Annotated in this window: 27 protein-coding genes and 1 pseudogene; 11 read left to right on the top strand and 17 right to left on the bottom strand. The window is 69.8% G+C overall.

The genetic code is table 11. The annotated features are described in order from the left end of the window. Positions 1-170: 170 nt before the first annotated feature. Positions 171-1,418, bottom strand: coding sequence for a cytochrome P450 (locus tag AB0F98_RS27225; protein WP_357740850.1), 1,248 nt, complete (start codon positions 1,416-1,418; stop codon positions 171-173). Positions 1,419-1,663: 245 nt separating this feature from the next. Between AB0F98_RS27225 and AB0F98_RS27230 the strand changes: the two genes are divergently transcribed. Continuing rightward, positions 1,664-2,092, top strand: coding sequence for a hypothetical protein (locus AB0F98_RS27230; RefSeq protein WP_357740853.1), 429 nt, complete (start codon positions 1,664-1,666; stop codon positions 2,090-2,092). A gap of 88 nt (positions 2,093-2,180) precedes the next feature. Here the strand turns inward: AB0F98_RS27230 and AB0F98_RS27235 are convergent, their stop codons facing one another. Next, positions 2,181-2,399 carry a DUF397 domain-containing protein gene (locus tag AB0F98_RS27235; RefSeq protein WP_357740856.1) on the bottom strand — a complete coding sequence of 73 codons (219 nt, stop codon included), beginning with the start codon at positions 2,397-2,399 and terminating at the stop codon, positions 2,181-2,183. Between the two features lie 68 nt (positions 2,400-2,467). Between AB0F98_RS27235 and pepN the strand changes: the two genes are divergently transcribed. Further along, positions 2,468-4,984, top strand: coding sequence for an aminopeptidase N (gene pepN / locus AB0F98_RS27240; RefSeq protein ID WP_357740859.1), 2,517 nt, complete (start codon positions 2,468-2,470; stop codon positions 4,982-4,984). A gap of 141 nt (positions 4,985-5,125) precedes the next feature. Here the strand turns inward: pepN and AB0F98_RS27245 are convergent, their stop codons facing one another. Both AB0F98_RS27245 and AB0F98_RS27250 read right to left on the bottom strand, forming a co-directional pair. Continuing rightward, positions 5,126-6,331 (bottom strand): NAD(P)/FAD-dependent oxidoreductase, encoded by a 1,206-nt coding sequence (locus AB0F98_RS27245; protein ID WP_357740862.1) that lies wholly within the window; start codon positions 6,329-6,331, stop codon positions 5,126-5,128. Between the two features lie 258 nt (positions 6,332-6,589). Then, positions 6,590-7,237, bottom strand: a complete 648-nt coding sequence (locus tag AB0F98_RS27250; protein WP_357740865.1) for a PadR family transcriptional regulator — start codon at positions 7,235-7,237, stop codon at positions 6,590-6,592. 266 nt (positions 7,238-7,503) lie between these two features. Between AB0F98_RS27250 and nadD the strand changes: the two genes are divergently transcribed. The 4 genes from nadD (at position 7,504) to AB0F98_RS27270 (ending at position 10,248) form a co-directional block, all read left to right on the top strand. Then, positions 7,504-8,100, top strand: coding sequence for a nicotinate-nucleotide adenylyltransferase (nadD, locus tag AB0F98_RS27255; protein ID WP_357740868.1), 597 nt, complete (start codon positions 7,504-7,506; stop codon positions 8,098-8,100). Positions 8,101-8,209: 109 nt separating this feature from the next. Next, the gene (gene rsfS / locus AB0F98_RS27260; RefSeq protein WP_076473283.1) at positions 8,210-8,617 is read left to right on the top strand and encodes a ribosome silencing factor; all 408 of its coding nucleotides are present in this window, start codon (positions 8,210-8,212) and stop codon (positions 8,615-8,617) included. Then, a complete protein-coding gene (locus AB0F98_RS27265) occupies positions 8,614-9,243 on the top strand; it encodes a histidine phosphatase family protein (protein ID WP_357740872.1) in 630 nt (209 codons plus the stop codon). Before rsfS ends, AB0F98_RS27265 begins: the two co-directional genes overlap by 4 nt. Positions 9,244-9,381: 138 nt before the next feature. Beyond that, the gene (locus tag AB0F98_RS27270; protein ID WP_357740875.1) at positions 9,382-10,248 is read left to right on the top strand and encodes a DegV family protein; all 867 of its coding nucleotides are present in this window, start codon (positions 9,382-9,384) and stop codon (positions 10,246-10,248) included. 132 nt (positions 10,249-10,380) lie between these two features. Here the strand turns inward: AB0F98_RS27270 and AB0F98_RS27275 are convergent, their stop codons facing one another. Beyond that, positions 10,381-10,770 carry a hypothetical protein gene (locus AB0F98_RS27275; RefSeq protein ID WP_357740878.1) on the bottom strand — a complete coding sequence of 130 codons (390 nt, stop codon included), beginning with the start codon at positions 10,768-10,770 and terminating at the stop codon, positions 10,381-10,383. Between the two features lie 437 nt (positions 10,771-11,207). Here AB0F98_RS27275 and AB0F98_RS27280 point away from each other — a divergent pair, with 437 nt between their 5' ends. From AB0F98_RS27280 to AB0F98_RS27295, 4 genes and pseudogenes are all read left to right on the top strand, one after another. Further along, a complete protein-coding gene (locus tag AB0F98_RS27280) occupies positions 11,208-12,086 on the top strand; it encodes a ComEA family DNA-binding protein (RefSeq protein ID WP_357741069.1) in 879 nt (292 codons plus the stop codon). A 29-nt stretch (positions 12,087-12,115) separates the two neighbouring features. After that, positions 12,116-12,943 (top strand): annotated as a pseudogene (locus AB0F98_RS27285) (ComEC/Rec2 family competence protein); the annotation flags it as partial. Between the two features lie 29 nt (positions 12,944-12,972). Continuing rightward, positions 12,973-14,436 carry a recombinase family protein gene (locus AB0F98_RS27290; protein WP_357740881.1) on the top strand — a complete coding sequence of 488 codons (1,464 nt, stop codon included), beginning with the start codon at positions 12,973-12,975 and terminating at the stop codon, positions 14,434-14,436. Positions 14,437-14,494: 58 nt separating this feature from the next. After that, complete coding sequence (locus tag AB0F98_RS27295) at positions 14,495-14,728, top strand: hypothetical protein (RefSeq protein ID WP_357740884.1); 234 nt, start codon at positions 14,495-14,497, stop codon at positions 14,726-14,728. 7 nt (positions 14,729-14,735) lie between these two features. On the opposite strand, the gene vsr is transcribed toward AB0F98_RS27295, so the two are convergent. From vsr to AB0F98_RS27320, 5 genes are all read right to left on the bottom strand, one after another. Next, positions 14,736-15,164: a DNA mismatch endonuclease Vsr gene (gene vsr / locus AB0F98_RS27300; protein ID WP_357740887.1), complete on the bottom strand. Its 429-nt coding sequence runs from the start codon at positions 15,162-15,164 to the stop codon at positions 14,736-14,738. 31 nt (positions 15,165-15,195) lie between these two features. Then, the gene (locus AB0F98_RS27305; RefSeq protein WP_357740890.1) at positions 15,196-16,140 is read right to left on the bottom strand and encodes a hypothetical protein; all 945 of its coding nucleotides are present in this window, start codon (positions 16,138-16,140) and stop codon (positions 15,196-15,198) included. Positions 16,141-16,161: 21 nt separating this feature from the next. Next, positions 16,162-17,334 (bottom strand): DNA cytosine methyltransferase, encoded by a 1,173-nt coding sequence (locus AB0F98_RS27310; protein WP_357740893.1) that lies wholly within the window; start codon positions 17,332-17,334, stop codon positions 16,162-16,164. 540 nt (positions 17,335-17,874) lie between these two features. Next, the gene (locus AB0F98_RS27315) at positions 17,875-18,825 is read right to left on the bottom strand and encodes a hypothetical protein (RefSeq protein WP_357740896.1); all 951 of its coding nucleotides are present in this window, start codon (positions 18,823-18,825) and stop codon (positions 17,875-17,877) included. A gap of 440 nt (positions 18,826-19,265) precedes the next feature. Further along, the gene (locus AB0F98_RS27320) at positions 19,266-20,333 is read right to left on the bottom strand and encodes a hypothetical protein (RefSeq protein ID WP_357740899.1); all 1,068 of its coding nucleotides are present in this window, start codon (positions 20,331-20,333) and stop codon (positions 19,266-19,268) included. 93 nt (positions 20,334-20,426) lie between these two features. On the opposite strand from AB0F98_RS27320, the gene AB0F98_RS27325 reads away from it, so the two are divergent. Then, entirely contained in the window at positions 20,427-20,621 is a 195-nt protein-coding gene (locus AB0F98_RS27325) for a hypothetical protein (protein ID WP_357740902.1), read from the top strand. A gap of 14 nt (positions 20,622-20,635) precedes the next feature. Here the strand turns inward: AB0F98_RS27325 and AB0F98_RS27330 are convergent, their stop codons facing one another. The 7 genes from AB0F98_RS27330 to AB0F98_RS27360 all read right to left on the bottom strand — a co-directional run bounded on the left by AB0F98_RS27330 (position 20,636) and on the right by AB0F98_RS27360 (position 25,898). After that, positions 20,636-21,034, bottom strand: coding sequence for a hypothetical protein (locus AB0F98_RS27330; RefSeq protein WP_357740905.1), 399 nt, complete (start codon positions 21,032-21,034; stop codon positions 20,636-20,638). Further along, entirely contained in the window at positions 21,031-21,285 is a 255-nt protein-coding gene (locus AB0F98_RS27335) for a hypothetical protein (RefSeq protein ID WP_357740908.1), read from the bottom strand. Before AB0F98_RS27335 ends, AB0F98_RS27330 begins: the two co-directional genes overlap by 4 nt. Positions 21,286-21,502: 217 nt before the next feature. Then, positions 21,503-22,087, bottom strand: coding sequence for a hypothetical protein (locus AB0F98_RS27340; RefSeq protein ID WP_357740911.1), 585 nt, complete (start codon positions 22,085-22,087; stop codon positions 21,503-21,505). Further along, complete coding sequence (locus AB0F98_RS27345) at positions 22,084-22,290, bottom strand: hypothetical protein (protein WP_357740914.1); 207 nt, start codon at positions 22,288-22,290, stop codon at positions 22,084-22,086. The genes AB0F98_RS27340 and AB0F98_RS27345 overlap by 4 nt, the downstream gene beginning before the upstream one ends. A gap of 112 nt (positions 22,291-22,402) precedes the next feature. Further along, the gene (locus AB0F98_RS27350; protein WP_357740917.1) at positions 22,403-22,591 is read right to left on the bottom strand and encodes a helix-turn-helix domain-containing protein; all 189 of its coding nucleotides are present in this window, start codon (positions 22,589-22,591) and stop codon (positions 22,403-22,405) included. Positions 22,592-23,355: 764 nt separating this feature from the next. Beyond that, positions 23,356-25,095 (bottom strand): type IV secretory system conjugative DNA transfer family protein, encoded by a 1,740-nt coding sequence (locus AB0F98_RS27355; RefSeq protein ID WP_357740920.1) that lies wholly within the window; start codon positions 25,093-25,095, stop codon positions 23,356-23,358. Next, entirely contained in the window at positions 25,092-25,898 is an 807-nt protein-coding gene (locus AB0F98_RS27360; RefSeq protein WP_357740923.1) for a DUF2637 domain-containing protein, read from the bottom strand. The genes AB0F98_RS27355 and AB0F98_RS27360 overlap by 4 nt, the downstream gene beginning before the upstream one ends. Positions 25,899-25,901 lie beyond the last annotated feature (3 nt).

The raw sequence follows: 25,901 nt of genomic DNA on the forward strand, positions 1-25,901 counted from the left end.
TCCCGCCCGCGGTCGTCGGGCGTCGGTTGTGAGGAGCGTTCACCTCATGGTCCGAGGTGGTGACGTGACGCAGCCCGACGGTCCTCAATTTTGTAGTCGAGGTGCCCCACGGCGCAGCGGAATGCCGGAACAGGTGCGGAAGGTCCGGTTCCGCCGGGCGGGGGAACCGGTCAGGCGGTGCGACGTACGCCGGTGATGACGAATCCGCTCGGCGGCAGCGCCGGCATCCGGCGCAGGCTCACCGCCAGGTCCTGCGGTGGCACGTCGTACCGCATCCTGCTGGTCAGGTTGTTCACCGCGCGCTTCATCAACTCGATGGTGATCCACTCTCCGGCGCAGCGATGGCCGGTCGCGTGTTCCCCGCCGCCCTGCGGAATCAGCCCGAACGGGTTCGGCGGGCCGCCGTCGAAGCGCTCCGGGCGGAATCGGTCGGGTTCGGGCCAGAGCGCCGGATGGTGATTGGTCCCGTAGAGGTCGAGCAGCACCCGCCGGCCCTGCGGGAAGTGGTACCCCTGCCAGTCGAAGGAGCGCCGGACCCGCGCGGCGGCCGCCGGAAAGAACGGGTAGTACCGCCGGACCTCCTGCACGAGACTCTCGGTGGCCGTGTCGTCGTCGCGGACCCGGTGCCGCCAGGCCGGGTGGTCGTGCAGGGCGAGCGCGGCGAACACGATGAACCGGTCGATGGCCACGGTCGGCCGCAGCACGTTGAGCAGTTCGACGGCGGCGATCCGGCGGGGAAGGACGCGCCCCTGTTCGTCGCGGTGCTCCGCGATCACCCGCAGTGCGCTGCCGATGGGGGCGGGCAACGTGCCTCGGCGGGTTCTGTCGACGAGCTCGGCCAGCCAACGTTCGCCCCGGCGACGGGCGAGCAGGCCTCGCCAGTGCCGCGGCCCGACCGCCGCTCCGCTTCCGAGCATGGCGTGCAGGTCTGCGGTGCGCCGGTCGACCTGCCCGTCGGTCAAGGGCACCCCGGCCCAGGCGCAGACCGCCCGGGTGAGCAGCCGGCCCAGCTCCGGATAGAGCACCACTGTGCCGGCCTGCTCCCAGCGGAATAGGTAGGCCGCCCATTCGTCGTCGAAGAGCTGACCCAGGTGACGGATCGCGGTCGGTGTCATCAGCGACATCAGCATCGCCTTGCGTTCGCGGTGCGCGGCGTCGTCGAGGCCCTGCACCCCGCCGCGCCCGGTCAGCGTCCGCTGCACCCGCAACGGCATGGCGCCCGCGCGCTCGAAGCGGTCGGCGTCGTAGAAGAGCGTCGCGGCGTCCCGTCCGCGCAGGCAGATGGTGCGCCGCAGCAGCAACCGGGCCTGGAAGATGTCGCTGCCGTGCCGGTCGCAGCGTGCGCCGATGAACCGGTAGCCCTCGCGGAGCAACGCGAGGCTGCTATCCGGGCTCCGGTCGGTCGGGATGCTCGCCATCAGGCCCTCCTGACGCCGGTGGCGGCGGGGCGATTCCCTCGGCCGAGTGCCGTCTACCCAGGTCCGGAGGCGCTGAATCCCGAGCGGCGGCCGTCGGGGGAGGGGCCAGCGGATCGCGACGTCCGCTGGCCCCTCCCAGGAGCGCGGAAACCTGGTTGGCTGCGGTGAGCGGCTCAGCCCCGTGGAGCGCCGTCCGGCGCTGCGAGCGGGCACGCCGGTGAGGACACGGGTCACGGGGAGGCGGAATGCGGGGAAACAGCTCGTCGCGGTGGCGGCGGACGACCGGTGCGCCGGGCGGCGGGCCGGGCAGGGCGGGTGGCCTCGGTCCGCTCAACCTGGCGTCGGGTGCCGTGGAGACCCCGCTGATCGCGCCGCCACGGCGGCCCGCCCCACCGCCTCGGCACTTCACGGTGCACCTGGGCTTCGTCGCGGCCGGCCCGGCGCAGGCCCGCGAACTGGCCGTCGGTTACGCCGAGGCGCTGAGCCTGCTCCGGCCCGAACTGGCACTCGGTGCGGCAGCCCTCTCGGCGGCCGACGCCTGGCACCGGGCCGAACGACTCTTCTGCGGCGCGGTCGGCCCGGACGGTGAGCACTGCGTCGACGTGGCCGGTCACCCAGGCTTCCACCACGCACCCGGCCCGGGTGGGCTCGGCTGGGGCGACGGTGATTCGTGACCCGGCTCGCCGGCCGGAGGGGCGGCGTCGCGAACCCGTACCGCTCCTCCGCCGGACCGTGCCGGTCACGCCCGGCGTGCAGGTGGCCTCAAGCCAGGTCGAACTCGCCGTCCTGGGCGCCGGCGACGAACGCGTCCCACTCGGCCTGCGTGAAGACCAGGACCGGCCCGTCCGGCTCGGCGGAGTTGCGCATCCCGATCAGGTCATCGACGAAGGCGACCTCAACGGCGCTGTCGGAGGTGTCACTATCGGCCCGCTGCCAGACCGCCCGGGACAGGTCGAAGTCTCCCTTGGGGTGCTGAGCCATGGTCATTCCTCCAGTGCACGGTCGAAGGCGGGAAGCACATATGGATCCCCATCGGGCAGGATAAGCGGATGCCCAGCCTTACCCGTGTAGAGGCGACCGCGCGTGGCGCGGCGATTACCGTCGAGTCCTACGAAGTGGACCTCGACCTGACCGGTGGCGCGGAGCTGTTCCGTTCTCACGTGACGATCCAGTTCCGGGCGGTTCCCGGCGTCGAGACGTTCGTCGAGGTCAAGCCCGCGAAGCTGCTGGCGGTACGCCTCAACGACGACGACCTCGACCCCGCGCTGCTGACCGACAACCGGCTTCCGCTGGGCGGGCTGCGGGAGCGCAACACGCTGACCGTCGAGGCGGAGATGGCGTACTCGAACACGGGTGAGGGGCTCCACCGGTTCGTCGACCCGGCCGACGGGGAGACCTACCTCTACGCCATGTCGTTCCTCGACGACGTGCAGCGCATCTTCGCCGCCTTCGACCAGCCCGACCTGAAGGCGTCGTTCACGCTCACCGTCACCGCACCCCCGGAGTGGACGGTCGCGGCGAACGAGCAGGTCGTCGCCACGCCACGACCCGGGCGTTGGGAGTTCGCCCCGACCCGGCCGCTCTCCACGTACCTCTTCACCTTGATCGCGGGGCCGTACCACGTCCGGCGGGACGAGCACGACGGGATCCCGCTCGCCGTCTACTGCCGCCGGTCGCTGGCCGAACACCTCGACGCCGACGCCGAAGAGATCTTCACCGTCACCAAGCAGAGCTTCGACCGGTTCCACGAGCTGTTCGCCGAGCGCTACCCGTTCGGCAAGTACGACCAGGCGTTCGTGCCGGAGTTCAACGCCGGCGCCATGGAGAACCCGGGCCTGGTCACCTTCCGCGACGACCTCGTCTTCCGGTCCGCGGTGACCGACACCGAGCGTGAGAGGCGGGCCACCACCATCGCGCACGAGATGGCGCACATGTGGTTCGGTGACCTGGTCACCATGCGCTGGTGGGACGACCTCTGGCTCAATGAGTCCTTCGCCGACTACCTGGGCACCCGGGTGACCGCGGAGGCGACCAGGTTCGACCGGGCGTGGACCACGTTCGCCCTGCGCCGGAAGGCGTGGGGATACGCGGCCGACCAGCGCCCCTCCACTCACCCCGTCGCCCCGCAGGAGGTGGTCGACGCGGCGGAGGGCCTGCTGAACTTCGACGGCATCTCGTACGCCAAGGGCGCGAGCGTGCTGCGACAGTTGGTCGCCTGGCTGGGCGACGAGGCGTTCCTCGCCGGGTTGAACCGCCACTTCGCGACGCACCGGTTCGGCAACGCGACGCTCGCCGACCTGCTGGCCAGCCTCTCGGCGGCCAGCGGTCGTGACCTCGCCGACTGGGCCGAGCGCTGGCTGCGCCGGGCGCAGGTGAACACGCTGCGGGCCGAGGTGACCGTCGACGTGGACGGACGCTACCGGGAAGTCGCCATGGTGCAGACCGCGCCCGAGTCGCACCCGGTGCTGCGTCCGCACCGCATCGGTGTCAGCCGGTACGCCGCCGACGGCACGGTCGACCGCATCGAGGTGGACGTGGCCGCCGACGCGCCCGACGGCCGGACGGTGTTGGACGAGTTGACCGGCCTACCGGCCGCCAGACTGCTACTGCCCAACGACGGCGACCTCACCTTCGCGAAGGTACGCCTCGACCCCGCCTCGGCGGACGCCGTGCCGCTGGTGCTGCCCGGCCTGGCCGATCCGTTGGCCCGGGCGCTGCTCTGGCGGGAGGCCCTGGACGCGGCGACCGACGGGGAGCGGCCGGTGAGCGGGCTGGTCTCGCTGATCGCCGCCGCGCTTCCCGCCGAAACCGAGGTGATCATCGCCGAGGACCTGTTGGCGCAGAGCCGATCGCTGGTCGACCGCTATCTCGACGCGGCAAACCGCGAGGCGTCGCTCGCCCTGATCGCGGAGGCCTGCGCCACCCTGCTGCGCGGCGCGCCGTCCGGCGGGTCGCTCCAACTCGCCGCCGCGCGCGGGCTGATCAGCGCCACTATCGACACCGACCTGCTGGTCGGCTGGCTCGCCGGCCGGGGAGTGCCGACGGGACTGTCCGTCGACGCCGAGCTGCGCTGGGCGGTGCTGCGTCGCCTGGTGGTGCTCGGCGCGGCTGGCGAGCCGGAGATCGCCGCCGAGGCCGCGGCCGACCGCAGCGCGGCCGGCGCCGAACGGGCTGCCCGGTGCCGCGCCGCGCTTCCCGAGGCGGACGCCAAGCGGGCCGCCTGGGAAATCGTGGTGAGCAACACGGAACTCTCCAACCGGCTGGTGGAGGCCGCCGCGGAGGGCTTCTGGCAACCCGAGCAGGCCGAGCTGACCTCGCCGTACGTCGAGCGGTACTTCGCCGACATGCCGGCCACCGCACGGCTGCGTACGCCCTGGACGGCCGACCGGGTCGCCGGCCTCGCCTTTCCCCGTTACGCGGTGGCGCAGCCCACCCGGGAGGCGGCGGCGGCGCTGCTGGCTCGCGACGACCTGACGCCCGGCCTGCGCCGGGTGGTCACCGACGCGGACGACGACCTGCGCCGGGCGCTGATCGTCCGCACGGCGGTCGCGGCCGCCACCGCCTGACACCCTCGGACCCGCCGCCCCGCCGACCGCGCGCTCAGCCGGCGGGGCACTTCGGCGGCGGGGTGTTCAGCCGGCGGGGCACTTAGGTGGCGGGGCGCTTCGGCGCAGGGGTGCGCACCCAGGCGCGCACCCCTGGGGCCGTCAGCGCAACGCCGGCTCGGTGGTGACCGGAGCGTCCCAGTCGATGACGTGACGCTGCTCGGGCCCTAGCATCCGCTCCGGGTTCATGGCGGTCCGCATGAGCATCGGCATGAGCAGCGGCATGAGCGTCCTGGCCAACGGACCGGGGCCCTTGGTGTGGTTGATCCGTGCCGCCCGCGCGGCGATCCGCTCCACCCGGGCCCGCCGAAGCCGTTCGTACGCGGCGAAGGCCGACGGGACGTCGGGCAGATCCCGCAGGCAGCGGGCGAGTTGCACGGCGCTCTCGATCGCCAGCGAGGCGCCCTGGCCGGAACTGTTCGACGGCGCGTGCGCCGCGTCACCCACCAGCACCATCCGGCCCCGGTGCCAGCGCGGCACGGGGGGCATGATCAGCAGGGAGCCCACCGCCTGGAGGCCCTCGGGATCGCTCGTCGCCACGAGTCGCGCGCCGGGCTCGTCGTCGCCGTACGCGGCGCGGAGCCTGCGCAGCCACTCCTGCGGGGACACCGTGCGTGCCTCGGTGAGCGTCATCGGACGCTCCTGCGGCAGGTTCGCTCCCCATCGCGTGCCGCCGCCCGGCTCCGGCCAGTAGAGGTAGTACGCCTGCCGACCGAAGGCGAACGTCATGGTGCCCGGTTCGGTGGACACCTCGTGCCGGGCGACCGCCTCGAAACCGAGCAGGCCGGTGCAGCGGGGACCCGGCGCGGCCGGGTCGACGAGCGTACGCACAGTGGAGCGGATTCCGTCGGCGCCGACGAGGACGTCGGCGGTGGCGCTGCTGCCGTCGGCGAAGAGCGCCGTGACGCCGTCTCCGCTCTCCCGTACGTCGACTAGACGTTTGTCGTGTTCGATCACGATGCCCTCGGCGGCGGCGTGGTCGTGCAGCGCCCGATGCAGCTCGGCCCGGTGGACTATCCGCAGTGGCGGTACGTCGGCCAGGCCCGGCAGATCGACGGTCTTACGGCCGAAAGCCATCACCGTGCGGTGGATGGGGGTGGCGATCGCGGTGACGGCGCGGTCGGCGCCGACGACGCCCAGCGCGGCGACGCCGTTGGGGGCGAGTGCGAGGGTGCCGCCGACGCCGTCGGCGATGCTCGGGTACGCCTCGTGCACGGTCGCCGTGATGCCCGCTCGGTTCAGTGCGAGCGCGGTCACCGGGCCGGCGATCCCGCCGCCGATGACGATGGCGGTTCTAACTGTCGTCATGTTCCTCTCCCTGGTGGTCGATGCGGGTGGGTGGCACCGACGCGCTGTCGTCGGTGCGTGCGTGGTCGCGCCGACGTGCTGTGTCGGCGCGCGTGGCGGCGCCGACGCTGTCGTCGCTGTCCGCCTTGGCGCACCTACCTGGGAGGGAAGCCCGGCTATCCTCGTGGTTGCCGCTTCGGGGCCGAGCACCTTCCCAGGTGCGGTGCCGAGGTATGCGCCCCGGCGCGGTGTTGGCGCACCGCGCCGGGGCCGTCCGTCTCACTGCGTCGCGTCGCCCCTCTCAGTGGGTCCGGTCAGCTCGGGTGGCAGCTCACCTGTCTCGTGGAAGGTGCGCCACTGGTCGAGCCCTGGATAGGTGCCGGCGGTGAACTCGGCGAGCAGGTCGCGGACCCAGGCGGCCTCGGCCTCCTGGACGGCCAGCTCGTACTCGGACTCGACCAGGAGCAGCCGTGGGAGCTGCCGCTGGTACTCCGCGAGGGCGTCGCGCCCGACCCGGAGGGCCTCCTCCAGCTTCGAGAGGCGTTGACGTAGCAGCGCCACCGCCTCGTCGGGCGGCAGGACGGCCAGCACGCTGAGCCCGGCCCGAAACCGGTGATGCTCCGGCTCCGGGGTGGATACCAGCTCCCGCGCCCAGTCGCGCATCTCCGCCTGGCCCTCGTCCGTGATCCGGTAGACCGTGCGCTCGGGGCGCCGGCCCGCGCGCACGCTCTCCACGGCCTCGATCAGGCCGTGCCGGTCCATGTTGCGGATCACCGTGTAGAACGACCCCCACTTGATGTCCATGTCCTGGTCCTTGCCCCAGGCACGCAGGGTCGTGGCGATCTCGTACGGGTGCATGGGCCGCCGGGCGAGGGCGGAGAGCACGGCAAGGGCGAGCAGGTTGCCGACTCGGCGTTGCTTCGGCACGGGCCCTCCCTTCCTTCGTACACGATTACTTGTAGACGAATATACGGATCCGAGTGTCGCGAGCGCAACGTCTTTGACGGCGCGGGGCGGGGGCGCGGAGTCTTCGGCGGTGCGGGGGGAGTCTTTGACGGTGCGGCGCGCGGAGTGAGCTCAGGTGGAAGAGCCGCCGGTTGACCGTCGCGCCCCGGAGCGGTCCGGCGGGCGCGTGGTGCGGGCCACGTCACCACCGAGGGTGCCCGCGCCGGCCTCCGGCCTACGATCACTGGGTGGAGGAAGATATCCGGCGGATCGGGATCATGGGTGGCACCTTCGACCCGATCCACCACGGGCACCTAGTCGCGGCGAGCGAGGTGGCGGACCGGTTCGGGCTGGACGAGGTGGTCTTCGTGCCCACCGGTCAGCCGTGGCAGAAGACCGACACACCGGTCAGCCCGACCGAGGACCGCTACCTGATGACGGTGATCGCCACCGCCTCCAATCCCCGTTTTCAGGTGAGCCGCGTCGACATCGACCGCGGTGGCCCGACGTACACCGTCGACACGCTCCGTGACCTGCAGGCCGCGTACGGCCCCAAGGTCCAGCTCTACTTCATCACCGGAGCGGACGCGCTGGAGAAGATCCTGTCCTGGAAGGACCTGGACGAGATCTTCGAACTGGCGCACTTCATCGGCGTGACCCGGCCGGGCTTCGAGCTCACCGACAAGCACCTGCCCGCCGACACGGTCAGTCTCGTGCAGGTGCCGGCCATGGCCATCTCCTCGACCGACTGCCGCGCGCGCGTCGCACGGGGGGAGCCGGTCTGGTACCTGGTGCCGGATGGTGTGGTGCAGTACATCGCCAAGCGAGGTCTCTACCAGCGGTGATAAGCCCGGTATGCCCCTGGTTGAGGGGGTTAACGGCCAGAACTGACGAGCCTGGACGGCGCGACGTGTGAGACGCTTGAAGGGTCGCACGGTTGATCGAAGGAGAACGGTGACAGTTTCCGAACGCGCGTACGAGCTGGCGACCGCCGCGGCGCAGGCCGCCGCCGACAAGAAGGCGCAGGACATCGTCATCATCGACGTGGGTGACCAGCTCGCCATCACCGACGCGTTCCTGCTCGCCGCCGCCCCCAACGAGCGTCAGGTGCTCGCCATCGTCGACGCCATCGAGGAACGCCTGCTGGAGCTGCCTGAGAAGGCCAAGCCGGTGCGGCGGGAGGGCGAGCGTGGCGGCCGGTGGGTGCTGCTCGACTACGTCGATGTCGTGGTGCACGTCCAGCACACCGAGGAGCGTGAGTTCTACGCCCTCGACCGGCTGTGGAAGGACTGCCCGACCATCCCGTTCGTCGACCGGGCCCTGGTCGACGCCGAGTCCGGCGCCGGCTCCGCGGCCGAATGACCCGGCTGATCGTCTGGCGGCACGGCAACACCGACTGGAACGCCGCTGACCGGGTCCAGGGGCAGACCGACGTACCCCTGAACGACCTCGGGCGGGAGCAGGCGCGCGCGTCCGCGCCGCTGCTCGCCGCGCTGCGCCCGGACGCCATCGTGGCGAGCGACCTCAGCCGAGCCGCTGACACCGCTGCCGCGCTCGCGGCCGTGACCGGACTGCCGGTGACCAGCGACGCCCGGCTGCGGGAGCGCTACTTCGGGCGCTGGCAGAGCCTCACCCTCACCGAGGTCGCCGAGCGCTTTCCCGACGAGTACGCCCGCTGGCGCGCCGGGGACCCGGACCCGGGTGCCGAGATCGAGACGCTGCACGATCTCGGCAAGCGGGTCGGGGCGGCCCTGACCGCCGCTGCGGCTGCCGCTCCCTGCGGCACCGTCGTGGTCGCCACGCACGGCGGCGGCGCGCGTCAGGGCGTGGGGCACCTGCTCGGCTGGGACGCATCCGTGCTGCGGACGGTGGGCTCGTTGCAGAACTGCCACTGGACGGAGCTGCGCCACGACGACGTACGGGGCTGGCACCTGCGGGCGCACAACGTCGGCCTGGTCGTCGCTCCGGTGGTCGCCGACGCCGTCTGAGCCGACGCCGTCTCGCCGGTGCCTTCGGCCGCGCCAGGGCCGGGTCGGCTGCGCCGCGACCCGCCCGATGGGCAGCCGCCCGCGTCGTCGTGACGCGCGGCCTCGTGGTGACGGGCGGCATGGGCTAGCGTGCCGGACATGCCCGTCGCGGTCGTCACCGACTCCACCGCCTATCTCCCGGCCGAGCTGGTACGTGCCCACCGGCTGACCGTGGTGCCCCTGACCGTCGTGCTCAACGGCGTGGAAGGGCTGGAGGGGGTGGAGGTCTCGCCGGCAGACGCGACCAGGGCCCTCGGCGCCCGCCGGCTGACGGCGAGCACCTCCCGCCCCGCCCCCGAGCAGTTCGCGCAGACGTACCGCCGCCTGCTCGACGCCGGCGCGGACGGCGTGGTGTCGGTGCACCTGTCGGCGGAACTGTCCGGAACGGTCGAGGCGGCCCGACTCGCAGCCGACGGCCTGGGCGGCCGGGTCGCCGTGGTCGACAGCCGCTCCACGGGCATGGGACTGGGCTTCCCGGTGCTCGCGGCCGCCGCAGCCGCCGCGCAGGGCGCGGAGCTCGACGGGGTACGTCGCGCCGCGGTCGACGCCGCAGCCCGGACCACCATCTACTTCTACGTGGACACGCTGGAGTTCCTCCGCCGCGGCGGTCGGATCAACGCGGCTGAGGCACTGCTCGGGACCGCGCTGTCGGTCAAGCCGATCATGCACATGCCCGATGGGGCGATCGTGCTGCGGGACAAGGTGCGTACGGCCAGCCGGGGCGTGGCCCGCCTGGTCGACCTGGCCGTCGAGGCAGCCGGAGATGCCGAGGTCGATCTGGGGGTGCACCACCTCGCCGCCGCCGAGCGGGCGGCGGCGTTGCTCGCCGCGTTGACCGAGCGGCTCGGCGACCGGGTGCGCGAGACGTACGTGTCGGAGGCCGGTGCGGTCGTCGCGGCGCACGCGGGACCGGGCCTGGCCGGGGTCGTCGTGCACCGTCGCGCACCCGACGCCAGCCGGCCCTGATCGCTGGGGCCACGGATGACGGCCCCCAGGTGGTCGATGCTTGCGGAGGGTGCGGGGCGGGCGGCGGTCGAAGCCACCGACGGTCAGGCGGTGGCTGCTGCTGGCCCTGGTGTCGAGGTTGGCAGCGGGCGGTCAGGCGTCAGGGTCGACTTCGGGGTGTGTGAACCGCACGGGCTTGCCCAGCGACCGGGCGTAGGCGATTTCGGCCCGGGTGCTGTCTCCGATGTAGTCGCCGACCACGAGTACCTCATCAGCGAGGCGGATCTTCGCCCGGTGCAGATCGTCGAGTCGAACCTTCAGCGCCTGGGCCTCGACCGGATCGGACCAAAGTTCGTGCGGCGACTTCATGTCACAGCCCGGTTTGACGACAATTCTTCCGGCTTTGGTCTCCCGCAGATCGGCCTCGCTCATCTCGGTCATGAAGCGGGTGGAGCCGCAGATCGCGACGATACGTGGGAGGCTCAACAGCTTCTTCGCGTCGGCGAGCTTCTCCTCGGGGGTGAGCAGTTGCGGGTATGACACTGGTTCCTCCTGGTGGTGTGGTCCAAGGGGTGCCCGCGGAGACGAGAACGAGAGCGTCCAAGACCGTTTTCCGACGAACGATGTGGGCACCCTCGCGACCGCACTCTAGGCGACGACCGACGACATGCTGAAGGAACATCTCGACCTGGTGCCGTGACGCGCGCCGGTCGGTTCGACCCGGGCGTCCGCCGGCCGGTCGTCGTCCGGGCTCGCCGCAGGCCGGCCGGTGACTTCGACACCGGTCCTAGCAGATGCCGTCATGATCAGGGGGTTGTCCACAGGACGGCGACCGTCCACAGGTGACGAGCTGCGGGCCGCGCGCAGGCGGAGTGTCGCCGTAGCGTCACGCCGTGTCACACGACGACGAGACCGTGGTACGCCGCCGCCTGCTGCGGCTGACCGCGCAACCGCCGCCCGGATCGGTGTCCGCCGAGCCGTTGCCGGCGTCCCCTGCGGCAGCCACGCCCGGTGCGTCTGCCGCGCTGGTGTCCGGCGAGCTGTCCGCCGAGCCGGTGGCCGACGTCGGAGCCGACCCACCCGCCGGTTCGCACGTCGATCGGCTCCTGCGGCCGGCCTCCGCTGACCGCCGGCCACTGGAGTCCGGGCCCACCTCGCCGGCTGGCGTCGTCGCGGACGAGCCGTCGGTCCCGGGCGGATCGGAATCGGCGGCCCGCCGGCTGCCCGGCCCGGGAGCGTTCGACCCGGGGCGGCGCGGGGTGCGTGCGCTGGCGGCCGTCGCCGTGCTGGTGGTGGTGGCCGCCGGGTTCTGGGCCTGGCGGTCGCGGCCGCAGGCGGAGCCGGTTCCGCCCGTGGCCGGCGCCACCGTGCCGGTGACCGACGGCGTCGTCGAACCCGTGGCCAGTCCGAGCGCCGAGCTGGTGGTCGCGGTCGCCGGCAAGGTCCGCCGCCCCGGGCTGGTGCGGCTGCCGGTCGGCGCGCGCCTCGCCGATGCCGTCCAGGCTGCCGGTGGGGCGCTGCCGGGCGTGGATGTGGCCCTGCTCAACCCGGCCCGCAAGGTGGCCGACGGCGAGCTGATCGTAGTCGGGGTGACTCCGCCGCCCGCCGCTGCCGGGCAACCCGTCGCCGGCGGAGCGCCGGCCGCAGGTGCCGCCCCGGTCGCCGGCGCGCCGGTCAACCTCAACACGGCGACCCTGGCGGACCTCGACGCGTTGCCCGGGGTCGGCCCGGTGCTCGCCCAACGCATCCTCGCCCACCGGGAGCAGCACGGCGGCTTCAAGTCCGTCGGCGAGCTCCGCCAGGTCGACGGCATCGGCGACGCCCGCTACGAGCAGCTCAAGGAACTGGTGACGGTGTGAGCGCGACACCAGACGGAAGCGGCACCCCGATCGATCCAGGTGGAGGCCCCGGACCGGCGCAGACGATCGTGGCCGGCGGCGTGCCGGATCTGCGGCTGGCCGGGCTGGCGGTGGCGACCTGGCTCACCGCACTGGCCGGGCTGCACCTCGGCGCCGCGACCGTGCTGATCGCCGCGGTGCTGGCGGCCGTCTTCTCCGCAGTCGGCGCGCTGCACCTGGTCGGCCTGCTCGGGCGGCCCGGGCGGTGGGCCCGGCGACACGGCTGGATCGCCGTCGCGGTGGCCCTCGGCGTCGTCTGCGGTGGCACGGTCGGCGCCGCTCGGCTGGCCGTACGCGACGCCGACGCACTGCGTTCCCTCGCGGAGCAGCGCGCGAGCATCACGGCCGAACTCGTGGTCCGCGACGATCCCCGACCGATCCGCGGCAATCCCGGTCGCCCCGCCACCCTGCTGGTCACCACGGAGCTGGTCACTCTCACCGAGTCGGACGGCCGACGGCTCGGCGCACCGGTCCAGGTTCTGGTGCTGGCCGCGCACCCGGCCTGGCGGGGGCTGCTGCCCGGGCAGCGGCTGACCGCCGAGGGGCGACTCGGCGTCCCGCGGGGTGGCGACCTGACGGCGGCCGTGCTCAGCGCCAGCGGGCCACCGGTCCGGCGGGGCGCACCGTCGTGGGCTCAGCGTGCCGCCGGATCGCTCCGCGCCGGGCTGCAGCGTGCCTGCGCGCCGCTCCCCGACGCGCGGGGTGGTCTGCTGCCCGGGCTGGTGGTGGGTGACACCAGCCGGTTGCTGCCCACCGTCGAAGAGGACTTCCGGGCCACCGGGATGACCCACCTCAACGCTGTGTCCGGCGCGAACGTTCCTTGGGGGTAGTGCTACGGTAGCACGTTATGGGTGGAACGAGAGCAGGGCTTCGCGCGGCAGTCGTCGCCGTCATCTACGCCCGCGTGAGCGACGACGACAAGCGGCAGCGCAGGTCGGTTGGCGAGCAAGAGCAGGAGTGTCAGCAAGACGCAGCCGACAAGGCTTGGACCGTTGCCCGGGTGTTCGTGGACAACGACCGGTCAGCGAGCCGCTACGCCCGCAAGCAGCGGGAAGAGTACGCCAAGCTGCTCGAATATCTCGCCACTGAACACGTTGACGTGCTGATCCTGTGGGAGTCGTCGCGTGGTGGTCGAGAGCTTGAGGGTTGGGCAGGGTTGCTCAACCTCTGCCGTCGCCGTCAAGTCCGAATCCATGTGGTCACCCATCGACGGACGTACGACCTTGAGAACCCCCGGGACTGGCGCACCCTGGCAGAAGACGGCGTCGATTCGGCGTACGAGAGCGAGAAGACGCGAGAGCGCATCCTGCGATCGGTGCGCGCCAAGGCTGCCAGCGGGAAGCCACACGGGAAGCTGCTCTACGGGTACCGGCGGACCTACGACGACCGGGGCAACTTCATCGCCCAGGTAGAGAACGAGGAGCAGGCCGCGGTGGTCCGCGAGGCAGCCAAGCGGGTTGCCAACGGTGAAGCCTGTCGGTCGATCGCCTTGGACTTCAACGCCCGAGGCATTCCGACTCCCCGGGGTGGCGCTCAGGGTTGGTCGCTCAGCCAGGTCGGCCGGATGGTGCAGAACCCTGGGTACATCGGGAAGCGGGTGCACCTCGGGAAGATCGTGGGCGATGCCGACTGGCCGGCGATCCTCGATGACGAGACGTACGCGGTGTGCCGGTCGATCTTGACCGACCCTCGGCGGAAGACACAGCGAGACGGCAGCGTGCGACACCTGCTCTCCGGTGCCGCCGTCTGCGACGTGTGTGACGGACGGATGCGGGTGCAGAAGAACCGCACGCACTACGCCTACCTGTGTGCCGCCAAGTTCTGCGTCTCGATCAAGACGACCGTGCTTGAGCAGTTCGTGGTGACTGTGCTCATGGCTCGGCTGACTCGCCCCGATGCGCTCGACCTGCTCACCCCGACAGAGGACGCGGGGGAGCCTGAGCAGGCTCGGCAGGAGGTCGAGGAGAAGCGCGCCCGGCTCGATGAATGGTATGCCGCAGCGGCACGCGGGGAGATCACTCCCGCTGGTCTCGCCAGCATCGAGCGGCAGTTGCTCGCCGAGATCGAGGCAGCCGAGAGCAGGGCACAGCATGTCGACGTGCCGCCGCTCGTGCGAGACCTGGTCGGTCCCGATGTCGAGCAGAGGTGGGATGCGCTGACCATCGGCCAGCAACGCGACGTGGTGTCGCTCCTGCTCGACCTACGCGTGGGCAAGACGTACCGGGGTGCACGCTCGCTCAACCCCACTCGGCTGGGCAACTCCAGGTGGCGTGGGGATAGCCAGACGTGGGCAGAGCGTGGGTTGGTGTGACCCTGTTCGACCTGGTCGGCGGACGTGGCCGCCCGGTCGCGATGCGTAGCATCCGGGCATGGTCGAAGCCCTCTGCGCGCTGATCGGGTGTCTCCTGCTGCCGTACCTGCTGGCCACCTGGGTCACGGGTGCTGAGTTCCTGAGGGACATGTCTCGTCCGTCCCGTGCGGCAGCTCGGCGACAGCCGAGAGCGCCCGGCCTGTTCGCCGCCCTGGTTCGCCGGCATCGGCGAGCGATGTTCGTGGTGCGGGAGCTTGAACGTCGAGACAAGGAGCCGGACGAAGAGCAGTGATGGGCGATTACAGACGTTCTCGCCGATGCCGGACGGCGTGATCGATGTTCTCCGCTGCGGCGCTCAGATCCTCGTGCTCCCACACAGAGATCAACAACCATCCCGCGTCTTGAAGAGCCTTGCTGTTCTTCTCATCCCGAGCGACATTCCGGGCCACCTTCGCCACCCAGTAGTCGCTGTTGGCAATCGGCTGACGGTAGTGCGTAGGGCAGCCATGCCAGAAGCAGCCCCGGACCTCTACGGCCACCTGAGCGGGCCGGAACACGATGTCTGCCTTCATGCGCAGGTCCGGCAAGGGCCGAGCGCAGACCCTGTACCGGAGTCCCTTGGCGTGTAGGGCGCGACGCAGGACGAGTTCGGGCTTGGTGTCGCGGCTTCGGTTCGATCGCATCGACCGCCGCACGGCAGGGGTCGACGCCCAGGAACTGTCCGCCATGCCGCGATGGTACGCCGCAAGCTTCGGCCCTTTACGCCTCTCGCCTGACCGGCTTCCACCTACCGGACACAACCCGATCGTCGCCGTCAGGCCAGCAGCGGGAGACAGCGGTCACCTGGATCTCCGTACCCTCGCTGCTCCCCCTCGCCTCCACCTCGACTGAATGGACGTAAGCCGCCTGCTTGTCCTCGGGCACGTTGAACGCTTCCAGCAAGGCGCGGGAGAAGCGAGCGGTGTTGACTGTGTGGATGGCTGGCTTGCGGTTGTGGGGGACCGTCGGGTACGACCTCGGGAAGAGGTAAATGCACGGCGGTGGGATCCATGCTTCCTTGCCGACCTGCCCCACAATGTCCGTAGCTTGCGACCTCAACGGCCCATCGACCCCAAAGGCTTTAGGGCAAATGCGCCGGGCCGAGCCGCAGCGCCCGTCCCAAAGAACGAAGGCGTCAACCACCTTTCGTTCGGCAACGATCTTCGGCATCAGCCGAGTTGCGATGCCCGACCATGCGCCCTTGCCCGGAGGTTTCGCCAAGCCTTCGGGGCAGAGACCCCAGACCACGAACTCATCCGCCCAACTGGGCCGATCCCAGATCGCGGTGTTGTTGCCGTCAAGGCAGCCCTTCGCCTCGATCGCCACCGTCGTGCCGTCAGGCAGCGAGACTCGGTAGTCCTGACGGCCGCCACTACCGATAAAGCCCCACGACTCGATCGTCTTCTGTTGCTGGCAGTGCTGAAGCACAGCGGCGATGAACCGCTGCTTCTCCACCGGGTTCGCGGAACTCTCGCCGCGCATGCTCTCGATGGCGGCACGCAGCAGGGGAAGCCAGTCCTCTTGCTGGATGTCTGCTGAATGGAGAAGGTGAGGACTTGTGTCCGAAAGGTTCCGCAGAATGCTCTTGGTCGCCCCGATCCTGTCCGAGGGAAAGTCGTGATGACACGGGAGCGTGTCTTGAATGGGCCTGCCCTGGATCTCCATGGTCCGCGCTCCTCGCGACGGTCAGCCGGCGACAGCGGCCAGTTGGCGCGGCTGCATTTCGCCGTTCATCAGGGGAAGGAAGTAGTGCTCTGCGAGCCAAGAGACAACGGGCACGCAGACAGCATCGCCGAACCCGAACAGTGCTTGGTTGCGGCGTGTGCCGTCCATCCGGTAGTCACCCGCGCCCATGAGCCGGGCGTACTCCAACGCGGTCATCCACCTGACCCGCACGCTGCCGTTACCTACCTCAACGATCGCCTGCTTGGAGGAGCCGCCGCGTGCCGTCCGCAGGCAGCCAGAGATGTCGTCAGGCCGGATCTCCCAGACCGGAACGCCGTTGCGGGTTCGGCGGTAGGCCGTCCGGTACGAGACCTCCCGTTGTTCGCGCAGCTTCTCAAGGCGCTCGGCCTGAATGGGCGACAGGGAGGAGATGAAGGCATCGCGGCGCTTGTCTTCCCACCAGCCGTCAGGCCCGACCTGCTCCACAAGGCCAGAGAGACCAGAGGTGAGCGGAGGCGGCGGCGTGGGCAGCGCAGCCCGGTGGGTCTTCAAGGTGGGGTCACCGAACGGGGCTTGGAGCCAATCGGGACGAAGCTCGCTGTTGGGAACCGGCTCATCCTCCGGCGGGTTGAGAGCCCCGACGACGAACAGGCGGGGACGCGACTGCGGCACGAAGCGTCGCGCGTCAAGCGTCAACACGTCTACCGAGTAGCCGAGCCGGTTGAGTTCGCGGATGGCAGTCGCCAAGTCTTCGCCGCCATGACTGGTGGCGAAGCCGACCACGTTCTCAAGCGCGACGACGGGCGGGCGAGCGTCTTTCCCCATCTCGTCCAGCACCTTCGTGAAGCCCCAGAAGGTTGATGACTCGCTGCCGCTGAGTCCTCTGCGCCAGCCAGCCAGAGAGAGGTCGGTGCAAGGGAAGGATGCCCAGGCAAGGTCAAGATTGGAGGGCATGTCGCTGCCCTTGACTTCACCGACGTCGCCCGGCACGAAGGCGTGGCCGTCGTCCTTGCCGAAGTGGCCTTCGTACATCTCTTGCTTGGCTGGCTCGATGTCGTTGGACCACACGACGCTGATGCCGGCCTGCTCCAAGCCTAGGCGCACAAGGCCGATGCCGGCGAAGAACTCGGCAGCCCTGGGCTTGGAGGTGTCTGGCCCTGTCGGAACACTCTTCAGCGTTGGTGCGATCTTCACTCTGGCGACCCTAGGACATATCCCGCCGTAGGTCGATCCTGCGTGACTGGTGTCGCCAGGCAGTCACGCTCAGTCGGGCATGTCCCGTGCGTGGGGTGTGATCCCGGCCGTTGGGCCGTAGTGGCGGGTAGCCGCTGACCAGCCGTTACCCAGGCACACGCTAGCCCGATAGAGATTGCATGCCGGCCAGGAGAAGCTTGGGATGAGCGCCGCCAAGAGAAGCCGCCGCGAGGAGCGGGCCGCAGCGGAGGAGGCCGCCCGCGAGGCGTGGCTCCGGCGTCACCTCGCCAACGCTCCTGAGCGAACGTGGGAGCAGTGGGTGGCAAGCAACGCAGCCCTCGGCATCAGGGTCGAGCCCAGCCAGGGTGGGGATATGACCCCTTAGGGCCCGCCTTCCCGACCGCCAAGTGATAGCAGCGGCCATCTTGCCACCGTGTAGCAGTGATCAGGACGCCTATCGACCCTGTATCCCTGGCGCTACCGGGATTCATCCCCGGGAGATGCGGTGCCACGGTTTCAAGGTCGATAGGCGCACTTCGATCAGCTCATGGTCGGTTCGTCGTCAGGGGTGGTGACCGTCCAGAGCACGTGATGGAACAGCGAGAGCCGCTCACCGAAGATCCGGGCGTGCGCCCGGTCGAATCGAGCATGGCAGCTTCGGCACATCGGCGAGTAGTGGGCGGGATTCGGGCTGAAGGGCTTGCCCTGCTCTCTGCCCTGCCCGTCACGCAGCACGTCAGGGTCAGCATGCGAGTACGCCCACTGCTCGGCCTGCTTGCCGCATCGGCAACGGTGGGCGGTGGCGCTTCCCCTGACCCTGTTGACCAGCTTGTGCACTGAGTCATAGTCACTCGGCTGTTCTTGCCGGGCTCTGGGGTCGGGATGCCGGCTGCGGTCGGCGCAGTTGACGACCAGGCCGCGAGCGAGGTTCTGAAGCCCTGCCCGCTTGTCGTTGCCGCAGTCGCAGCGGCAGAGAACGTACTGAGTGCCGTTGGCCCAGCCTTGGCGCTCGACAAGCACCAGGTCTCCGAACCGGTGCCCCGGCCTGTACTTCTGCTGCGCCGGCCGGCTGCTCTGCCGTGGCCTCGGGGTGTAGGCGCGGGCGTGCTTGGCCTTGGCCTTGCACCTGTCTCCGCAGTAGGCCGATGCCGGCCCGCGCTTGCCCTGCGGCTTGGGCGGCAACGTCGCGCCGCAGCGCCGGCACGCTCCCGCAGGCCCGGCCGCCGGCTGCCGCAGACGCGCTGCCGAGGTAGCGCACCGCTTGGCGCAGTATCGAGCTCCGGCCCGCTTGCCGGTCATCGCGCCGCCGCAGTGCTCGCACGCACGCCGGTCGACGGTGGCCGTCTCGGCTCGGCGCTCTGCGCGATCGTGCCGGCGTCGGCAGGCTTCATCGCAGTAGGCGCGCTTGCCGCTGCGTTCCTCGGGTAGCGGCGTGCCGCACTGGATGCACTCGCCGTTGAGTGCCCGCTGTTGCTCGATGGTCATGCTCACTGAGGTCTGTCTCCATACAGAGATAGGGCGCTCTCCGTAGCCCGCTGAGAGCCACGGAGAGCGCCTGTTGTTGATCAGGGATGCCGTTGTCAGGGGGTGGCGCCTACGGCGTTCTCGCGCCGCTTCAGCCGCTTGTGACTGGCGCGGCAGGCGTCGCGGCAGTAGAGGGAGACACGCCCGCTCTTGACGGGCACACGGCTGCCGCACCAGGCGCACGGCTCAGCCGCGTGCGGTTCCTGGCCGATGGTCAGCGCGAGGTGGCCATTACGTCTCCACCGGCGGTAGTGCGTGTTGCAGAGGCCACGGGCGCGATGCGGCCTGGTGCAGTGCCGTAGCCGGCATGAGTGCCAGCGGTTCCAGGGTTGAGTCGCCATGCGTTGATGCACCGAGAACAGGGGCAGGGCAGGGCACTCCGCGGAGCACCCTGCCCAGTCCGTCCGTCAGGCGGCAGCCTTGCTGATCAAGACCAGCTCAGCCGTGACGATCAAGCCCGAACGCCTGACAGTGCCGTCGCCAACCTTGGTTTCCTCCCCACGGATCACCTTGGCCGACTCGACCCGACCGAGGCCGGGGGAGAAGATGCCGGAGGCGTCCTCGATAGCGCCGGCCACGAAGCGGGACAGCTCAGGGAAGTCAACGTTCTGGTTGATGCCGTGCACGGTGAACTGCACCCGCACCGTCCGGCGGACGGTGTCGCCGTCGCGGGACTGCGAGACCACCTCGCCGGAGGGCTTGCGGTACATGACGGTGTGCACGTTCGCCCACCGGTCGGTACGCGGGTCGTCGATCCACTGCTTGCTGCGAACGGCGGCGAGCCCTCCCAGCTGCTGAGCCAGGCCGGTGCCGGTTGCGGTCGACCGCTCCTCGATCACCGGCATCAGCGGCTCAAGGTGCTTCAGATAGACCGAGAGAACGAAGTGGTCCGGGTGGGTGACGGTGCTGTTCCGCACCTCGGCGTGCCCGGCGTCGCGGATGAACTTGTAGATCGCCGCGCCGCACGCCGCCTGGACGGAGCCGAGCGCTTCGGTGGGAACCACGACCATGAGGTTGACGATGCCCGTCTGCCTGCCGGTCTGATAGTCGAAGTCAGTGCCTTCGGTCTGGTACAGGTACGCCGCCGGGCCAGCCGGGTTCACCGGACGCTCGGGCACAACCTCGACGGGCACCCCGAACAGACCGAAGTGGAACCGATTCTCCTCGATGACGGCGCGCAGGTACTCGGCGAGCACCGGGTTGGTGCGCCCCTCGTACAGCTTGACGGCGCGCTCCGCGGCAGGGATCGCCTCACGGGCGGCGTCGAGCAGGAGCTTGGCCCGACGCACACCGTTGGCGGCATCGGTCAGCTCGGCAGCGGTCACGCTGTCGTCGCCGGCAGCCAGCCGGGCCGGGAGGGCGGCGTCTCGCTCCTCGGCCTCGACGTACTCCGCCTCTCGCTGGGCTACCAGAGCGCGGGCCTGGGCCAGGGCCTCGACGGGGTTGGGGGTGGTGTTCTTCTTGGCAGTAGCCACGGGGTGGTGAACCTTCTTTCAGATACGACGAAGGGCGGCCAGATGGCCGCCCGTGGGATGTGTTGCAAGCCCTGAATCCGTCATGATCACGAGATGGACATGGGGAACCCGAAGGAAGTCAGGGACGAGTTCGACAAGCTCATGGTTGCCAGCGAGATGGGGACGCCATCGGAGCTGGACTCGCGTGGCCGTGCAGGCATCGGCAAGTTCGCGGCCAACGCGCGCCGGCTGCGTCAGGGCGAGATCACGCCGCAGGAGTTCGAGCAGATCATGAGCGAGGACGATTGACGGCTGACAGGCTCTCAGCCGGCAAGAGATGCTGAGGCGGACCAGTGGTGAACGGCAACGCGCAGCCCACCATCGGATCGGACATGCGTCGCCCTCCGCTGGCGTAGCTTCAGCTCGACGCCGGGCAGCGCCGCCATGTACGCCGGCAGCACGAAGCCGGTGACGTCGTCGACCAGGTCGAGCGGCGAGAGCATCAGCGGCTCTCTGTCGTTGAAGGTCACGGCGAGGAGGCGACTGATCAGCACGCCTCCGCCGCTAACCTGAGCCCGCCCCTGGCCGCGTAGCCGGATCGCTGGCCGCACCTGCGGCGGCAGGATCTCTCGCCGGGGCGTGCTCGACTCGACGTCGAGCCTGTCGTAGCGGGCCCTGAGCACTTCGGCTACAAGCGCCGGCAGGATGGGAGCAAGGCTCACGGGCGAGCGTCCCGCCCGGCGATGCTGTGAACGCGGCTGGCCTGATCGAGTGCATTTCGGGCGTCGGCGACCAGAGCCGTTGCCCGGCTCAGGGCCTCGACCGCAGCGGCGATGACATCGGGGGCGGCATCCGCCGCCCGCAAGCGGGCGAGATCCGCAGCGGCGGAAGCCTTGGCGTCGAAGGCCAGGGCGTAACGCTGTTCGGCGAGTTGCCGAGCCTTGAGAGCGTCGGCGCGGGAGAGGGTCTTCACTGGTGGATGCTCCTTGAGGGCATACGAAGAGAGCCGGCCTCCGGCCGGCTACTGCTGGTGTTGGGTGTGCTGTGAGTGCCGGCCTTCGGCCGGCGTCTACTGGCTCTGCTGGTGATGGCCCCTCCGGGGCCTCATCTCCTCGCCGCTGCCTGCAAGCCTGCGGCAGGGGTACGCACCGCAGCGGCGCAGTGCGAAGCGGGTGCCGCGCGGTGGTGGCCTACGGCGTTGCCTGCATCGCCACTGCCCACGGGTCTTCATCCTCGGCCGGCGTGAAGTCTTCGACGTTGTCGGGGAAATGGCTCGGCTTGGCGAAGATGCCGATGGGCAGAGTAGAAGCAGATGGGGGCAGATAGAGAGCAGATGGTGTCGACGGGGTCGACATGTCATGTCGATGGGGTCGACATGTGACGTCGATGGGGTCGACATGTCGAGTCGACGGCAACGACAACCGCTGTCCCGACATGTCGACGGGATCGACATGCTGAGAGTCGACGGGGTCGACATGTTCGGCCGGCTCTTGCCGTAGCCAGATGTCCACCCGTCGCCGATTCGGTCGGTCGACCTTGGCGAAGTACCGAGCAACCTGCGGGCGCTCGACCAGTTCCGACATGCTGCCTCGGTCACACTTCGCGGACTCGGCGAGCCGGGACAGGCTGCGCTTGACCTTGAAGCTGGCGTTGTCGGTCCCGATCGCCGCTGCGACCAACACTGCCTTCTCGCGGGTGTCGAGGCTGTCGTCAGCCATGACGCCTCGAATGAAGTCCAGGGGGCGGAACGGGCTCTCCGCTCTCTGCTTGCTCACTGGGTCTTCACTCTCTCGGGGACCGTCATGATCCACACATCGGGGGCGACCGGGATCAGCCAGCCCTTGGCGATCAGCGCGCCCACGTCCTCGCGCACCTGGTCCACGGTCATGCCCGTGTCTCGCGCCCACTCGTCGAGCGTCATGCGGAACGGGGGACTGATGCTTGCCGTCGCCGGCTGCCGGCTCCGCTTGCGGCTCACTGGCCCACCTCCTGCTTGCCGGTGAAGAGTCCGCGCAGCCTGGCTCGCTGCTCGGGGGTGAGGGGTGGTGCTTCCTGGGCGATGCGTTCGGCGATGCGCCGCAGTTCCTCGCTCAACGGCTCACCGTCCGGGCGTACGCCTCAACCTCGCTCAGCGGGTAGAGCACCCTGCCGAGGTACTTGACGTAGCGCATCGGCGATCGGCGCTCGGTTCGCTGGTTGATCAGAGTGCGTGCGCTGAGCCCCAAGCGCTCCGCAGCTTCGTTGGTGTCTAGGTACTTCCTGCCGTCGATGAGGTGCACTGCTGGCCGCCTCCGTTCCGCCCGCATCCGGGCATGAAGAAGGGGGCAGCCGTTGACTGGCTGCCCCCTGGTTGGTGGGTGATAGGCCCTGACATACCGGCTCAGGGCCAGAAAAAAGCCAGGCCAACTGGCCTGGCGGATGAAGCCTCTACCTATGTATCCGGGATGATCTTGGACTTTTATCGGCTGATGTGAGCGGACTCACCGGCAAGCCTCCGAGGTGAACCCCTCTACCCATGAATCCGCCACGGTGGCGGAGTCTTGGCGACGATCGTGACCGGGGTCACTCGCAAGTTTCGGAGGGGAGCCTCTACCTACATATCCCCGGTGATCTTCGAGTTTCACAAGCTGATGTGACTGGGCTCACCGGCAAGTCTTCGAGGTGAACCCTCCACCCATGTATCCGGGCCGACTGAGCCGATAGTCAACGTGCCGTGACCACGCTCACTCGCAAGCCTGCGAGGCGAACCCTCTACCTACATATCCCCGCCGATCGGCCCGGAAGTCAGGGTGCCGCGGCTGAGGTCACCGGCAAGCCTCGGCGGTGAAGCCTCTAATTATGTATCCGGCTGGATCTCGGAGTCTTACCGGAGATCGTGACCACGCTCACGACAAGCCTCCGAGATGAACCCTCTACCCATGTATCCGCCCTGACGGGGGCGGAAGTTGCGCCATCGTGACCACGCTCACCGGCAAGCCTCCGGGGCAAGCTAACTGCCCGCCACCCTTGGGCAGGGCGACGGGCAGTCGGTCAGCGCGTCGGGCTACTCGGTACCGGCCCAAGCGACCAGGTCTGCCCGGTCGTAGACGTCCACGCCGTTGCGCTTGTTGCGGGGTAGGGGCACGTCACCCACTCGGCGCTGCATCCGTTTCTTGGTCGCCTCGTACGACCAGGGCAGGACGCCGTTCGCGCACGCTTCCTTGAGCGTGAGCCTGTCCCCGCAGGGCTTGATAGGCCCGTTGACCTGGGCAGGGGACGTGTCCGGGGACATCGCCAACGAGCGAGCCTCGCTCGCGGACAGGTAGGCCACCTGCACCTCGGTTGCCTTTCCGCCGATGACCACCTGCCACCGGCCGAGGGTGCGGGATGCCCGGGGCATGGCTGCCTCGGGAACCAGCATCTTCCAGTTGTTGGCGGTGTACCGGGCGAGGCAGCGGATGCCGAAGTTCTCGCGTGCCTCGGGTCCGCCGATCGCCCGAGCGGTCAGCATCTGCGCGATGGCCAGCACGTTTACCTTGGCACTGCGACCCATGAAGAGCAGGTCAGCCAGGCCCGACACGGCAGGGGACCGCTTGGGGTCACCCTTGCCGCGTGCCTCGGCCCAGAAGTTGACCAGTTGCCCGATGGTTGCGTTCAACTCCTCGCAGATGACCAGCGTCCGGGGACCGCAGTCCCAGTCTTCCGGCTCGTGCAGGGCGAGGGTGTTGCGCTCATCGGCGAGCGCAGCCAGCCGGACCAGGGCGTCATGCATCTGCTCGGGTCGGGTGCAGTAGTCGACCCCATCGAGCCCGAGCGCCCAACGGTGCGAGCCCTTGCGGTCGAGGATGACCACCCGGCCACCCCGAGCGAGCACCTGCACGGCGACCAGCTCGGCAAGCACGCTCTTGCCCGCACCCGTACCGGCAGACACGGCGATGTGCGGGGAGTCGTCCCGCAGAGACAGGATCACCGGCTGATCGCCTGCACCCTGCCCGATGTAGAACTCCCACTCAGCCAGCCGGGGCAGGTGCTCGGCGACCTGGTCGATACCGACCCGAGCCGGGGGACGCTTACGCACCGTCCACGTTGCCGTTACCCGCGGACCGACCTGGTGCCACGACTCGACCAGGTCAGACACGGGGATCTTGCTGCCGATGATGGAGGAGACGAGCTGCCGTTGTTCCCTGGTGAGGTACGGGGTGTCTGCGACCAGCTCGATACGCGGGCCCTTATCGGGATCGGTCGGCCGGCGGAACGCAGCCAGCCGGGAGGTGACCGGCTCTGCCTTGCGCTGCACCGACCAGGCTGCCCGCTGAGCCCGCTCAGGTAGCCAGCGGATCACCGGCTCTACGTGCTCGCCGTACCAGGCACGAACGGCCGTCTCAGCCGGGCTCAGAGGCTTGGCCAGCCGAGGGGTGAGGTTGCCCAACGACGGATCAACGTGCAGCCGTACGCCGGTCTGCAAGCCCATCGCCGGCGCGAGGGCAGCCAGGGTCGGCGCGATGTACTCGCGGTTGAATCGGCGCATGGTCAGCTTGCGCCTGAGCCGGTAGCTCACCACCACGGCAGCCGAGCCAGCCAGCGAGCCGACCTGCTCAGGTTGAGCCGCAGCCAGCGCAGCCGTAGCCGGTACGGCGAGCCGGATCACCTGACGCTGCCAACCGGCGAGCCGACCAGCACCCCGGCTCAGGTACGGGTAGCCGGTCTTGCCGCTGAGCGGCCTACCGGAGAGGTACCGGTAGGCCACCCGCGACACGGTGTGCTTGCGCCGCAGCTTGCGGATAGCCCGCTCAAGCTCGGTCACGCCGCCACCTCCGCAAGCTCAGGGATGATGCCGTTGGCGGTAGTCGCCGCAGGCTGCGGCATGGACGGCGAGCCAGCCGAGCGGGTCGGTCGGTACCGCTTCACCGTCGCCAGCGAGACGCCGGCAAGCTCAGCGATCCGAGCGTGGGTGGCGTTGGGCTCTGCGAGGTGAGCCGACATGATCCGGTCAGCCGAGGTGAGCGAACGGGGGAAAGGCTTGTTGCTCGGCTGGCTGGTCGGCTTGACCGGCTCAGCCTTGACCGGCTCAGCCTTGACCGGCTCGACGGCAACCGGCTCAGGCTTGCTCGGCTCAACGGTCGGCCGAGCGGTCGGCGGGCTCACCGGCTCAGGCTTGCTCGGCGCGATGACCGGACGGCTCACCGGCTCAGGCTTGCTCGGCGCGATGACCGGACGGCTCACCGGCTCAGGCTGGCTGATCAGCTTGCCCCGCCGAGACAGCACCTCGACGGCGAGCAGGAAGGCGACCGGGGGAACGGCGGCAACCGCTCGGGCAGTCCACGTCGGGTGAGCCGACGCGACGTTGGCGGCAAGGGTGGCGACGATGCCGAACGCCACGGCGAGCCGAGCGGACAGGCGAGGCTTCCGGTTGCTGCGCTTGTCGTCGAGCATCGCCAGCGTGCCAACCAGGATCGCTCCGTCGATGGCGAACGGCAGAGCAACGGCAACCGAGGAGTGTTCGCCCGCCTCGGTGGCGACCTGGACGATGTGACGGAAGCTGGCGTATCCGGCGATGACGGCAACCAGCGCAGTGGTTGCGCGAGAGGTGATGGAGGTGAGGTTCACGGG

Source organism: Micromonospora sp. NPDC023737 (genome assembly GCF_040639715.1).
Classification (GTDB): Bacteria; Actinomycetota; Actinomycetes; order Mycobacteriales; family Micromonosporaceae; genus Micromonospora.

What these genes read in the sequence shown, in the direction of transcription:
- AB0F98_RS27225 (WP_357740850.1), bottom strand. Translation starts at nt 1,418, where the DNA reads ATGGCGAGCATCCCGACCGACCGGAGCCCGGATAGCAGCCTCGCGTTG.
- AB0F98_RS27230 (WP_357740853.1), top strand. Translation starts at nt 1,664, where the DNA reads ATGCGGGGAAACAGCTCGTCGCGGTGGCGGCGGACGACCGGTGCGCCG.
- AB0F98_RS27235 (WP_357740856.1), bottom strand. Translation starts at nt 2,399, where the DNA reads ATGGCTCAGCACCCCAAGGGAGACTTCGACCTGTCCCGGGCGGTCTGG.
- pepN (WP_357740859.1), top strand. Translation starts at nt 2,468, where the DNA reads ATGCCCAGCCTTACCCGTGTAGAGGCGACCGCGCGTGGCGCGGCGATT.
- AB0F98_RS27245 (WP_357740862.1), bottom strand. Translation starts at nt 6,331, where the DNA reads ATGACGACAGTTAGAACCGCCATCGTCATCGGCGGCGGGATCGCCGGC.
- AB0F98_RS27265 (WP_357740872.1), top strand. Translation starts at nt 8,614, where the DNA reads ATGACCCGGCTGATCGTCTGGCGGCACGGCAACACCGACTGGAACGCC.
- AB0F98_RS27270 (WP_357740875.1), top strand. Translation starts at nt 9,382, where the DNA reads ATGCCCGTCGCGGTCGTCACCGACTCCACCGCCTATCTCCCGGCCGAG.
- AB0F98_RS27290 (WP_357740881.1), top strand. Translation starts at nt 12,973, where the DNA reads ATGGGTGGAACGAGAGCAGGGCTTCGCGCGGCAGTCGTCGCCGTCATC.
- AB0F98_RS27295 (WP_357740884.1), top strand. Translation starts at nt 14,495, where the DNA reads ATGGTCGAAGCCCTCTGCGCGCTGATCGGGTGTCTCCTGCTGCCGTAC.
- vsr (WP_357740887.1), bottom strand. Translation starts at nt 15,164, where the DNA reads ATGGCGGACAGTTCCTGGGCGTCGACCCCTGCCGTGCGGCGGTCGATG.
- AB0F98_RS27305 (WP_357740890.1), bottom strand. Translation starts at nt 16,140, where the DNA reads ATGGAGATCCAGGGCAGGCCCATTCAAGACACGCTCCCGTGTCATCAC.
- AB0F98_RS27325 (WP_357740902.1), top strand. Translation starts at nt 20,427, where the DNA reads ATGGACATGGGGAACCCGAAGGAAGTCAGGGACGAGTTCGACAAGCTC.